Genomic DNA, 13,059 nt, shown 5'->3' with positions numbered 1-13,059 from the left:
TATCCTCACCTAACTCAAAAATCGCCAAACCCCATCATACAACTTTTCGCGTAAACTGACCAGAGTAAATCAGAGCCGGTAACCGCCGGTCATCATAATGAACATGTCCAAAAATTTGGAAGACAGTGCATGTGCCGCATCGTACAGGGGTTTGATCGTATAATCCTGGAACACAGGCAACAGTATGATCAACAGGAAGAAAAGGATCGACCATTGCTCAAACTTCTGAATCCTCGCGCTAAGACGCGGCGGCAGCGCATTCTCCAGAATCCGGTAGCCGTCCAGCGGAGGCAATGGAACCAGATTGAACAGGCATAGAAAGAAATTGAGCAATATAAAGATATTAAAGAACAAATGCACCGCTTGATCCGTCTTGGTTAATCCGACAGGAGGAATCATCCCTGTTTGATACAAAACGGCATAAATGAGAGCCCCCAGTATTCCCAAGAGAAGGTTGCTCAGCGGACCGACCGCAGCCACGATGATGCTCATGCGGCGCGGGTTGCTGAAGTTCTCCCGATTGACCGGCACCGGCCGTGCCCAGCCGAAACCTGCAATCAGCAGGAGAAGAATTCCCAGAAAATCGAAATGCACCGCCGGATTCAGCGTGACCCTGCCCAGCAGCTTGGCCGTCGGGTCTCCGAATTTATTGGCGAAATAGGCATGCGAGAACTCATGCACGGTAAATGCGATGATCAAAGCAATCAGGTAAAAAGGAAGCTGCTCCAACGGGTAAAATAGCAGTTGGTCCAAAAAATCCATAATCAGTTCTTCCTCGCCACGAATGCAACCCAATCATCCTCGCGGCAAATATCCGCAATTTCGAAACCGGAAGCAATCAAAGCCTTCTCCACGATCTCTTCCTTGTTCTTGTAAATGCCCGAAGCGATATAAGCGCCTCCCGGTTGAAGAGCCTGGTATACGTCGTCCACGAACAGCAGAATAACCTCGGCCAAAATGTTTGCCACCACGATTTGTACCGGCAGCGTCACGCCCAGATCCGAGTCATCGGACGAATCCGTGAGTACGGAGAGCAGATCGCTTTCCTTCACCGTAATCCGGTCTTCCAGGCCGTTCAGGCGGGTGTTCTCCGTCGCGCTGGATACCGCGACCGGATCCAGGTCGAGAGCCAGAATTCGTGAAGCGCCCAGATGCGCTGCGCCGATGGAGAGGATGCCTGAGCCTGTCCCGACATCGATGACTTCCTCTCCGCCCTTGATCACCATCTCCAATGTACGCAAGCATAACGAAGTCGTCGGATGCGTTCCTGTGCCGAAGGCCATGCCCGGGTCCAGCTCGATGATGGACTCGTGCTCTGATTCCGGGGTGTACTCTTCCCACGTCGGTTTGATGGTCAGCCTGTCGGAGACGCGGATCGGTTTGAAATACTGCTTCCAGGCCGTAGCCCAATCATTCTCGTCCACCGTCTTCATCTCATACCGCACTTCGCCCGTTTCGATACCGAATTCCTTCAGCTCATTGACGCGCGGCGTTATTTCATCGCGGATCGCTTCCAGCGTCACCGTCTCGTCGAAGTAACCTTTGATGACGGCCTGGCCTTCAGGAATATCGTTAAACGGAACGATCTCGTCAAACCACTGTCCCAGAGAGGTGTCCCGCTTTTTGTTCGTAGTACCGGACTCCTCGATCGAAACGCCTCCGGCTCCCGCTTCATGCAGGAAATTCGTAATCATCTCCACGGCTTCCTCCGTGGTATGTATCGTTAATTCACGCCATAACATGTGCAATTGTTCCTCCTCGTTTATACGTAAGTATCATTGTACTATATTGAGGACCCCGGATACAAAGTTTGCACTAAAATACCATGATAACTTTTCAAAGTCATTCATCAAATTCAAAAAAGCCCTGCTGCAACCTCCATTACAAGAAGGCAAGCGGGCTTTTCCACATTCCACATCGGTAGCGATTAATCTACATTTTTGCTGGTTTCATCCAAAATTTTCTTCAATTGGCGTTCATCCGCTGCCTCGCTTCGGCGCAGCGCTTCCACATCATCGTGATCGGCTTCCATAGCCGAAAACTCAACATCCTCCGCCTTGGCGGACTGCAGCGCAATCATCTTCTCGGTTTTGCTCGAGATCTTCCCTTTTTTTACGCGTCTCATCATGGGTGTCATTCTCCTTTCCGATATCAACACTCAGAGCGGTGCCTGGAACCTTAAATCATGCCGCCGGATTCTTCGATTAACCGCATGGCTTGCGGGAAGACGCTTTCGTCCAGTACAACCGTCAGCAAAATATCCCGGCCTTCGGTTCCATCCTCACCGCCGGTGCTCATCCCGCTGGCCGCTGGGTCCGCAGCTCCGAGAATTCCGGCTCCCGGCCCCGAAATATCCGCATTTAAGGTCATCGTTGTTAAGCTTGCGATGTTGCCTGTCAACGGATTCATCGGATTGTTGAGCTCCCCGCCGGGATCGGCGCTAAACCGGTCGATGGACATATCGGCAACGCGCAGCGACTGCAATTTGCGGGCGGCATGCCGGGCTTCTTCCGGACTTTTGAAATAGGCCAAAATGTTTTTCTCTGCCACTTCATTCACCTGCATTTCCTATTCAAGATTGCATCTTCCGAGATGGAACTATCCTAGGTTGCTTCATTGTCAAACCTTTTATTCTTGAGCGATACGAACCTGTAAAGCAGCGGGATATCCCTGCTGCTTCTTCTGCCACAAACCAAAAAGCAGCAGGCCAAAGATAGGGAAACCTTTAGAGCCTGCTGCTTTTTGCTATTTTGCTATGCTATGAGGGAATTACCCCTATCGTGGATTAATCACCGCGGAAAGCTTTTTTTACACGGTCAAAAAAGGACTGTTCCTGTTCATGGGTCTGTTCGCCATCAAGCGAAGCGAATTGACGAAGCAGCTCTTTCTGTTCATCGCTGAGCTTGCTAGGCGTAATGACCACAACCTTGACATGCTGGTCACCCTGTCCCATACCGCGCAGCCGTGGCACCCCTTTGCCTTTCAAGCGGAAGAAAGTTCCCGTCTGCGTGCCGGCCGGTATCTTCAGCTTCACTTTCTCGGTTAGCGTCGGAATCTCGATCTCGTCGCCAAGCGCGGCTTGGGCAAAGGTAAGCGGCACTTCGCAATAAATGTCGTCCCCTTCGCGTTCAAAGAAGTCATGCGGCTTCACGCGGATTACGATATACAGGTCGCCGGCCGGACCGCCGCGGAATCCTCCTTCGCCTTCGCCCGTCATGCGCAGCTGAGCTCCGTCATCCACGCCTGCAGGTACACGAACGTGAATCTTGCGCTGTTTCTTCACCTTGCCGTTGCCGTTACAAGTCGAGCAGCGGTCTTTGATGATCTTCCCGGTTCCGTTACAGTTCGAGCAGGCGCGGCGGTTCACCATACGTCCAAACGGCGTATTTTGCACGACCTCCTGCTGCCCGCTTCCGTTACACACCGAGCAGGTATGCGGCTGCGTGCCCGGCTTCGCTCCCGAGCCGTGACATGTATCGCAAGTCTCCGTTCTCGGAATGGTAATGTCCGTTTCCTTGCCGAATACGGCTTCCTTGAATTCAACCGTCATCGTGTATTGCAGATCGTTCCCCCGCTGAGGCGCGTTCGGATCACGGCGTCCATTGCCGCCAAAGAACATATCGAATATATCTCCAAAACCGCCGAAATCACCGGAGAAACCGCCTCCGCCCATGCCTTGGTTCGGATCTATATGACCGTACTGGTCATAACGCGCACGCTTCTGACCATCGCTCAATACATCGTAAGCCTCTTTCACTTCCTTGAATTTGGCTTCCGCGTCCGCCGCTTTGTTCACGTCCGGATGATACTGGCGGGCCATTTTGCGGTACGCCTTCTTGATCTCATCGTCCGATGCATCCTTGCCGACACCGAGCACCTCATAATAATCACGCTTATCAGCCACGGTTTCACCCCAATCTCTTTATTACTCTTTACATAAGGAAAGCCAAAGTGCGAAGATGCGCAGCTTTGACCTTCCCATACAATCTATTCAGATTAACCTTTGTTTTTATCTTCGTCAACAACCTCGTAATCTGCATCCACGACGTTGTCTTTCTTAGGAGCGCCGGACTCGGCACCTTCAGCACCTTGTTGTTCTTGTGCCGCTTGCTCATACAGCTTCACGGACAGCTGCTGTACGATTTGAGTAAGCTCCTCTACCGAAGCGTTAATCTCTTCCAGGTTATCGGATTCAAGCGCCTTCTTCACTTTGTCTTTCGCTTCGTTTGCTTTTTCCACTTCGGAAGCATCGACTTTGTCGCCCAGGTCCTTGAGTGTTTTCTCGGTCGTGTACACGAGTTGGTCGGCATTGTTGCGAGCCTCCACCAGCTCTTTGCGTTTACGGTCTTCTTCGGCATGAAGCTCAGCGTCTTTCATCATTTGTTCAACTTCAGCGTCGCTCAGGCCGCTGGAGGACGTGATGGTGATCTTCTGGCTCTTGCCGGTACCTTTATCCGTTGCCGACACGTTTACGATCCCGTTGGCATCGATATCGAAGGTAACCTCGATTTGCGGAACGCCGCGCGGTGCAGGAGGAATGTCTCCGAGCATGAAGCGTCCCAGCGTTTTGTTGCCGGCTGCCATTTCGCGCTCGCCTTGCAGCACGTGAATTTCCACGCTCGGCTGGTTATCCGCATAAGTGGAGAACACTTGGGATTTGCTTGTAGGAATCGTCGTGTTGCGGTCGATCATTTTGGTGAATACGCCGCCTGCGGTTTCGATACCGAGGGACAGCGGGGTCACGTCGAGCAATACGACGTCTTTAACGTCACCGGTCAATACGCCGGCTTGAACCGCTGCTCCAAGCGCAACCACTTCGTCCGGGTTTACGCCTTTATGAGGCTCTTTGCCCGTCAATTTTTTGATCGCTTCCTGCACGGCAGGAATACGAGTGGAACCGCCGACCAGGACGATTTTATGAATATCGTTCGCTGTCAAACCTGCATCGCTGAGCGCTTGACGAGTCGGTCCAAGCGTACGCTCTACAAGGGAAGCGGACAATTCTTCGAATTTGGCGCGGGTCAGGTTGATCTCAAGGTGCTGAGGAACGCCGTCTGCAACCGTGATGAACGGCAGCGAGATCGTTGTTGTCAGTACGCCGGACAATTCCTTTTTCGCTTTTTCCGCTGCGTCTTTCAGACGTTGAACGGCTGCTTTGTCTTTGCTCAGATCGATGCCTTGCTCTTTCTTGAATTCGGCTACCAGATAGTCGATGATCACTTGGTCGAAGTCGTCGCCGCCCAGTTGGTTGTCCCCGCTGGTTGCTTTTACTTCGAAGAAGCCGTCGCCCAGTTCCAGAATGGAAACGTCGAATGTACCGCCGCCAAGGTCGTATACCAGGATGGTTTGGTCTTCGGATTTCTCCATGCCGTAAGCCAATGCCGCAGCCGTCGGCTCGTTGACGATACGCAGAACTTCAAGGCCCGCGATTTTGCCGGCATCCTTGGTAGCCTGACGCTGGCTGTCATTAAAATATGCGGGAACCGTAATAACCGCTTGGGTTACAGGCTGGCCCAGGTATGCTTCCGCATCGGATTTCAGCTTCTGCAGAATGATGGCGGAGATTTCTTGCGGCGTGTAGTCTTTGCCGTCGATGGATTCTTTGTGATTCGTGCCCATATGGCGCTTAATGGAAATGATGGTGCGATCCGGGTTGGTGATCGCTTGGCGTTTGGCTGTATCCCCGACGATGCGCTCGCCGTCTTTCTTAAATCCGACAACCGACGGGGTTGTGCGGGCACCCTCCGGATTCGGGATAACTACCGCTTCCCCACCCTCCATGACGGCTACGCAGGAGTTGGTTGTTCCTAAGTCGATACCAATAACTTTGCTCATGTAAAATTTTCCTCCTTATTCATTCATGCGAATCCCCGCATGACATTCATCATTTTTATATGATAAACGACTATCGAAAGTCGTTTACATGCTCACTTTAACCATGGCAGGTCTCAATACTTTATCTTTTAACATGTACCCTTTCTGCACTTCCTCAACCACGATGCCTTCCTCGTACTCATCGCTCTCCACCTGCATGATCGCTTGGTGGTACTCCGGATTGAACGGCTCGCCCACACTCTTCATTGCGCTCAAGCCTTCGGTAGCAAGAACGGATTCCAATTGACGGAAGATCATGCTGACGCCCTTGGAGAAGGATTCAAATTCCGGGTTCTCCTCGGATGCCTGGAGGGCACGCTCAAAGTTGTCGATGACGGGCAGAAGCTCCGTAATCAGTTTGGAGGAAGCATATTTGCCCAGATCCTCTTTCTCCTTCTGCGTGCGGCGGCGGAAATTATCGAAATCCGCCTGTACCCGCAGGGTACGCTGCTGCTGCTCCTGCAGCTCGGCCTGAAGCTTCTCAAGCTCGGCCGAACCAGCGGCTTCATCAGCCGATTCCGTTACGGGAATCTCCTGCTCGGGATTCACGGCCTCCTCCGGAGACCCGCTCTCACCCGTGTTTGGCGTGTTTTCCAAAGTTTCTTCGATCGTTTCTTCTGTAACTGTATCTTGAACGGCATCCTTGTGCTCATTATTCAAGACGCCTTCACCTCCTTCATATTCTAAACCAGACGGTCTATAACTCATCTATCTTAGCGTTATTCGCCTATTTCCTTCATCTTGATCACATGATGAATCCGCAGCACGGCAGCCGCAACCTCGCCGGCTGCCCGCAGGCCGTGAAGTTTGACCGGGGCCGGATCCAGCACGCCCAGCTCTTCATAGTCGACAACCCGCCCACTGTCGCAGTCAATCCCCATGCAGTCGGAGTCGGCTCGGATTTGTGCGGCTCGGACCTCCTCCATCTTCTCAAGCGGATTATAACCGGCGTTCAGAAGAATCTGCGACATCGGCTTTCGCAGCGCGGCGGAAACTGCCTCCATGCCGAAGGCTTCCATGCCTTTCTGGGCTTCCCGGATCCGTTCCAGTTCATAAGACACGGCCAGTTCGCTTGTCCCGCCGCCTGGAAGCACCCCGCCGGATACGGCAGCCTGCAGTGCCGAAGCGGCATCGCCCGCAATCCTGGCGGCCTCCCCTACCACTTCCGAAGTGCTTGCCCCGACGATCACCGTCACAATGCGGTCCTTGCTGCCGCAGGACAGGCGGATTTTTTCGATGCCTTCATCATAAGCGACGCGCGGGGTATGACCCAGAAGGGCCGCAAGCTCTTTCGAGTCTTTATGTAACGCCTTGCGGCGTATCGGTGTAGCTCCCGTCATGTCGCTTACCTTGCGGAGATCCGCACGCGATACGCGCGGTACCACCATCATCCCGTGATCCAGGCAAAACTGCTCCGCATCCGGATGAATGCCCTTTTCGAGGAGGATGAGTTTTACGGATAGTTCGGACAATCTGTCCAAATCCGACGCGAACACTTTTCTCAGATCCATATACTGCGCGAATCCGGCTTCGGTTGTAAGCGCCTCTTCGTCGATGTCGTCGGGCTCCAGGGAATCATACAGCACCAGCACTCTGGCATCGTCGTAGGACTTGGACTCCCTGGCGAAGATCGGCCGCTGCCGGAGCAGAACCCCCTCGAACACTTCATTCTCGGCATTCTCCAGCGCAATTATACTGTCTGCGAGCGAGTAGGAAGGATCCTGCAGACGGTCGATTCCGGCTTTGCGCGCGGCTTGCATAACCAGCTCCACGATGTCCTTCCGTTCACGCCCGGCGACATGCACCGTCCGTTCCAGCAGCGGATCATCCAATCCGCCGATCAGCCGGACACGCTTCGACAAGAGCTGCATCGATTTCTCGACTCCCTGGCGCAGGCCCTCAACCACCTTGGAAGCGGGCACCCCGCGCGTGATGCGGGATACCCCTTCCTGCACGAGGGCGCCCGCAAGCACGGTTGCCGTTGTGGTACCGTCGCCGATTTTCTCCTGCTGCGCCCGAGCCACCTGAATCAGAAGGCGCGCGGCGGGATGGGTGACATCCATTTTGTCCAGAATCGTCACTCCGTCATTGGTGATGACCACTTCGCCGCGCGGGCCAACCAGCATGACGTCGAGCCCCTTGGGGCCAAGCGTGCCTTCTACGGCGGACGTAACTGCGCGGACGGCATTGCTGTTGTTCAACAGCGTGGAATAACGCTCGTCTCCGTCCACTTGGCTATGTTGTCCTTGGCTCATCTGTCTCACTCCTTTATTTGTACCAGTGTGACAGCAGCTTCGTCAGGTCATGGGATAACACATTCAAGATGCCGATCACCCGTGCATATTCCATTCTTGTAGGACCGAGAATGCCGATCGAACCAAGCGCTTTGCCGTCGATCGAATACGTCGCAGTGATCAAACTGCAGTTCGAAATGGCCTCATGCGTATTCTCCGTGCCGATCTTCACTTGGACACCGTGCTCCCCGGGAGCAGGTGCCATGAGCTTCATCAGTGCGGGAGTCTGCTCCAGAAGCTCGAATATTTCCCTAACCTTATCAACATCCTTGAACTCCGGCTGGTTCAGCATGTGGGTCGTGCCGCTCAGATAGACCCCCCGGTGATCCGGTTCGTTGTTGAGAGCGATATCCAGCATACTCATCAGATCCTCATAATGTGAAATATGCCGCTGCATTTCCTCGGCAATTTCCGAATACAAACGAGTCTTGAGTTTATATAGAGGCACATTGACCAGCTTCTTGTTCAGAAGATTTACCACTTGCTCCAGTTCCGATACGGACACGCCCTGCGGAATCGAAACAACCTTGTTCTCGACTTGCCCTGTGCTGGTAACGATGATGGCCACCGCTTGATCCTCATGTAGAGGAAGAAGCTGGAAATGGCGCAAAGACGTATGAAAAACTTCCGGTCCCAGCAGGATGGAAGTGTAATTAGTCATTTGAGACAGGATGCCGGCTGTATGCTGTATCATCTGCTCCATCACGTTCAGCTTTTCTGCAAAAAATGATTTCATCATATGCAGTTCCGCAGGGTTCAAGGAAAACGACGACGTGAGATGATCAACATAATATCGATATCCTTTATGCGACGGTATTCGTCCAGCTGAAGTATGGGGCTGCTCCAGAAACCCGAGCTCCTCCAGATCAGCCATCTCGTTGCGAATGGTTGCCGGGCTGTAGCCGACGTCCCCTCGCTTGGAAATGCTTCTTGAACCAACCGGCTCGGCAGAACGGATATAGTCATCCACAATGGCATTCAAAATCATGCGCTGACGATCTGTTAACATGTCGCTTCCCTCCTTGCTGACTGCTCATTTTCGCTTTCGTTAGCACTCATCGCCATCGAGTGCTAACCGATATAACAAAAATACCAAACCGACCTGAGGATTGTCAAGTCAGTTCAGTACTTTAAGAACAGCTATTTCGTCACAAGCATGCTGCTTCTTGCAGTGGATGCAGTCGGTCCATACCTTCTCCGGAAAAATCTCCTTCTCTACGACGGCAAAGCCGTTTTTGATGAAAAAAGATACCTCATACGTCAAGGCCATTACTTTCGGAAGCTCGCGGCGTTTCGCTTCTTCCAGAAGGGTGTCCACCAGCATGGAGCCGATGCCTTGCCCTTTATATCCTTCCGAGATGCCGAGCGAACGGATCTCGACCAAATCGCTTCCCAGCTGACACAATGAACCGCAGCCAATGACGTGCCCTTCGGATTCAGCTACAACGAATTCTCCGATTTGTTTCTCCAGCACTTTTTTGGACCGGGGGAGCATAATCCCCTTCTCGGCATAACCCTGAATCATCTGATACAGCGGCTCGACATCCTCTAACTTTGCTTTTCTGCATACCGCCGACATGTTGTCCGTCACCCCTTTACACGCTCCGTCATGTTATGAATAAATATACAACAGAGCGCATATAAGTTCAATAGATTAATTTGTCGTCAGGCTTCCTATGAATTCGCCAAACACATCGTTGCCAAACAAAATGCCTTTGCTGCTCAGCTTATACCCGTCTTCGGTGGCATCGAGGAGGCCCGCGCCTACCATTTTATTCAGCGGACCGGCAAAAACATCCTCCATGGAGATCCCGAACTGCTCCCGGAACCGGCTGCGCGAGACGCCGTCCAGCACGCGCAGCCCGACCATCAGGAAATCCTCCATCGCTTCTTCCTTAGATATCTCAAAGCTCTCCAATCTTGGAAGGCCTTTATTGGCTGCTTCATTATAGGGATTGACCCCTTTGATGTTCACATGGCGCTGACGGCCGACATATCCGTGCGCCCCCGCGCCTAGGCCGTAATAGTCTTCGTTGCGCCAATACGTCATATTATGCCGGCTCTCGAAGCCGGGTTTCGCAAAATTGCTGATTTCGTACTGCTTATATCCGGCAGCCTTCATCCGTTCCATTAAAAGAAGGTACATATTCAGCTCGTCCTCCTCATCCGGAAGCGGAAGCTGGTTTCGCTGGTACATCGTATGGAACAGCGTATTCTCTTCGACCTTCAGGCTGTAGATTGAATAATGCGGGAGTTCGAGCTCCAATGCCTTATCCACGCTTTCCGCAAGCATGTCCAAGGTTTGATTCGGGAGACCGAACATCAGATCGATGGACATGTTGTCAAAGCCTGCTCTTCTGGCGTTATCGAGACTTCGGTATACGTCATCCGTATCGTGAATTCTGCCGATGCCGGTCAGCAATGTGTTCTGGAAGGCCTGCACCCCGAAGCTGATCCGGTTCACCCCGCCTTGGCGCATGACGGACAGCTTCTCCAGATCCGTGGTGCCGGGATTCGCCTCCATTGAAAATTCGATGCTATCGGACCATTCCGGAAAATGGCGCTTCACGCTCTGCAAGAAGTATTCCATTTCGTTCGGCTTCAGCACGGTTGGCGTCCCGCCGCCTACAAAGATGCTTTTGATTCGTCCCGGCGGATTAGCCTGAACGGTCAGCTCCATTTCCTTATCCAGCGCTCGCAAATAATCCATTACCGGCTGATCCTTTAACACGTAGGAATTGAAGTCGCAGTAAAAACATTTATTGGTACAGAACGGAATATGGATGTACACCGCTTCCGTCCGTTGATCGTTTGCCGTCATTCTTTTCTTGCCCCCTCATATACCGCTCTGGCATGACTTACTTTAAGTAACTTCTTGAAAGTTCCTTCTCTACTATAACGCTATGCCTCTTGGAATGAAAGAAAGGAAAGCCGAGAATCGGCTTTCCCATCATTTACATCGAGAAGGCTATACAGGCAAGGAGCGGCTCTTTAACTCAAAGGCGTTCCCCTGCCATTGGCTTCCTATTACTTGTCGTCGATTTTCAGAACGGCCATGAAGGCTTCCTGCGGCACTTCGACGCTGCCCACCTGCTTCATCCGCTTCTTACCTTCCTTCTGCTTCTCCAGAAGTTTCCGCTTACGGGAGATGTCGCCGCCGTAACATTTGGCAAGCACGTTCTTGCGCATCGCTTTAACCGTTTCGCGGGCCACGACCTTGGTACCGACCGATGCCTGAATCGGCACCTCGAACATTTGGCGAGGAATCAGCTCGCGCAGCTTCTCGCAAATCGCCCGTCCGCGGTGGTAGGCGCGGTCCTTGTGCACGATAAAGGACAGGGCATCCACCTGCTCGGCATTAAGCAGAATGTCCATTTTGACCAAATTGGACCGGCGGTATCCGGACAGCTCATAATCGAATGAAGCATATCCTTTGGTGCTCGATTTCAACTGATCGAAGAAATCGTACACGATTTCCGACAACGGAATTTCATAGGTAATGGTGACGCGCGTCGTGTCCAGGTATTCCATGTTGACGAATTCGCCGCGTTTGTTTTGGCAAAGCTCCATGATCGCTCCGACATAATCATTCGGCACGATAATGGCTGCTTTAACATAAGGCTCTTCGACATAATCGACCTTGCCGACCTCAGGATAATGGGAAGGGTTATCGATTTGAATCTGCTCTCCGTTCGTCAGCGTAATGCGGTAAATCACGCTCGGCGCGGTCGTAATCAGCGGTATGTTAAACTCGCGTTCGATCCGCTCCTGAATGACGTCCATATGAAGGAGGCCCAGGAATCCGCAGCGGAAGCCGAATCCGAGCGCGCTGGACGTCTCCGGCTCAAAGCTGAGCGATGCATCGTTCAGCTGCAGCTTCTCGAGCGCCTCGCGCAGATCGTTGTAGTCCGATGTTTCGATTGGATACAATCCGCAGAACACCATCGGATTGATTTTACGGTAACCCGGGAGCGGCTCGGCCGTCGGACGCTTGGCATCCGTTACCGTATCCCCGACCTGCGTATCGCCCACGCTCTTGATGCCCGCAACGATGAAACCGACATCGCCGACGTTAAGCTCGTCCACGATGGACATGCGCGGCTTAAAGGCACCCACCTCGATCACCTCGAAGGTTTTGCCGGTGGCCATCATCTTGATCTTGGAGCCGGCCTTGATGCTGCCGTCAATGACGCGAACATATACGATGACGCCTTTGTAAGGATCATAATGGGAGTCGAAAATCAGCGCTTTCAGCGGTTCTTCGGAACTACCCGTTGGCGCAGGCACTTTCTGAACCACCTGCTCCAGGATTTCCTTGATTCCGATGCCCGCTTTCGCGGAAGCCAACACGGCATCGCTGGCATCGAGCCCGATCACATCCTCGACCTCCTGCTTCACCCGTTCGGGATCGGCGCTCGGCAGGTCGATTTTGTTAATGACAGGCAAAATTTCAAGATTGTTGTCCAATGCCAGATATACGTTGGCCAATGTCTGCGCTTCGATTCCCTGCGCGGCATCGACAACGAGCAGCGCGCCTTCGCAAGCGGCCAGGCTTCGGGATACCTCATACGTGAAGTCGACGTGTCCCGGGGTATCGATCAGGTTCAATATATACTCCTCGCCGTCATCGGCTTTGTAGTTCAGGCGAACCGCCTGCAGCTTGATGGTAATTCCGCGCTCTCGCTCCAGATCCATCTGATCCAGTACCTGCTCCTGCATTTCACGCGAAGTTAATGCGCCCGTAAATTCCAAAATACGGTCGGCAAGCGTCGATTTCCCATGGTCTATATGTGCAATGATACAGAAATTACGAATTTTTTGTTGTCTTACTTGTACGTCTGTCATGCCTAACCCCCAACAACCACCAGATGTTTGAATCAACTTATTATAC

At 52.7% G+C, this 13,059-nt stretch carries 12 protein-coding genes; all 12 read right to left on the bottom strand.

Going from position 1 to position 13,059, the window contains the following annotated elements:
* Nucleotides 1-69 precede the first annotated feature (69 nt).
* On the bottom strand, nt 70-762 hold the full coding sequence (locus tag P0X86_RS09375) for a site-2 protease family protein (RefSeq protein ID WP_119849328.1): 693 nt from the start codon (nt 760-762) through the stop codon (nt 70-72).
* Between the two features lie 2 nt (nt 763-764).
* Entirely contained in the window at nt 765-1,742 is a 978-nt protein-coding gene (prmA, locus tag P0X86_RS09370) for a 50S ribosomal protein L11 methyltransferase (RefSeq protein WP_009590801.1), read from the bottom strand.
* 185 nt (nt 1,743-1,927) lie between these two features.
* On the bottom strand, nt 1,928-2,128 hold the full coding sequence (locus tag P0X86_RS09365) for a YfhD family protein (protein WP_009590798.1): 201 nt from the start codon (nt 2,126-2,128) through the stop codon (nt 1,928-1,930).
* A 50-nt stretch (nt 2,129-2,178) separates the two neighbouring features.
* Nucleotides 2,179-2,550, bottom strand: coding sequence for a hypothetical protein (locus P0X86_RS09360; protein ID WP_176502366.1), 372 nt, complete (start codon nt 2,548-2,550; stop codon nt 2,179-2,181).
* A gap of 235 nt (nt 2,551-2,785) precedes the next feature.
* Nucleotides 2,786-3,904: a molecular chaperone DnaJ gene (dnaJ, locus tag P0X86_RS09355; protein ID WP_009590783.1), complete on the bottom strand. Its 1,119-nt coding sequence runs from the start codon at nt 3,902-3,904 to the stop codon at nt 2,786-2,788.
* A 92-nt stretch (nt 3,905-3,996) separates the two neighbouring features.
* On the bottom strand, nt 3,997-5,835 hold the full coding sequence (dnaK, locus tag P0X86_RS09350) for a molecular chaperone DnaK (RefSeq protein ID WP_009590812.1): 1,839 nt from the start codon (nt 5,833-5,835) through the stop codon (nt 3,997-3,999).
* 84 nt (nt 5,836-5,919) lie between these two features.
* Nucleotides 5,920-6,534: a nucleotide exchange factor GrpE gene (grpE, locus tag P0X86_RS09345; protein ID WP_096773032.1), complete on the bottom strand. Its 615-nt coding sequence runs from the start codon at nt 6,532-6,534 to the stop codon at nt 5,920-5,922.
* A 59-nt stretch (nt 6,535-6,593) separates the two neighbouring features.
* On the bottom strand, nt 6,594-8,129 hold the full coding sequence (locus P0X86_RS09340) for a TCP-1/cpn60 chaperonin family protein (RefSeq protein ID WP_096773031.1): 1,536 nt from the start codon (nt 8,127-8,129) through the stop codon (nt 6,594-6,596).
* Between the two features lie 13 nt (nt 8,130-8,142).
* A complete protein-coding gene (gene hrcA / locus P0X86_RS09335; protein ID WP_015734180.1) occupies nt 8,143-9,177 on the bottom strand; it encodes a heat-inducible transcriptional repressor HrcA in 1,035 nt (344 codons plus the stop codon).
* Nucleotides 9,178-9,285: 108 nt separating this feature from the next.
* A complete protein-coding gene (locus P0X86_RS09330; RefSeq protein ID WP_036666086.1) occupies nt 9,286-9,747 on the bottom strand; it encodes an N-acetyltransferase in 462 nt (153 codons plus the stop codon).
* A gap of 75 nt (nt 9,748-9,822) precedes the next feature.
* Nucleotides 9,823-10,989: a radical SAM family heme chaperone HemW gene (gene hemW, locus P0X86_RS09325; RefSeq protein WP_096773030.1), complete on the bottom strand. Its 1,167-nt coding sequence runs from the start codon at nt 10,987-10,989 to the stop codon at nt 9,823-9,825.
* Between the two features lie 206 nt (nt 10,990-11,195).
* A complete protein-coding gene (gene lepA / locus P0X86_RS09320) occupies nt 11,196-13,013 on the bottom strand; it encodes a translation elongation factor 4 (protein ID WP_036666087.1) in 1,818 nt (605 codons plus the stop codon).
* Nucleotides 13,014-13,059: the final 46 nt, after the last annotated feature.

The sequence above is a fragment of the Paenibacillus sp. BR1-192 genome (assembly GCF_029542445.1).
GTDB classification, from domain to species: domain Bacteria; phylum Bacillota; class Bacilli; order Paenibacillales; family Paenibacillaceae; genus Paenibacillus_AQ; species Paenibacillus_AQ lautus_A.
This window is presented reverse-complemented; position numbering and strand designations above follow the sequence as displayed.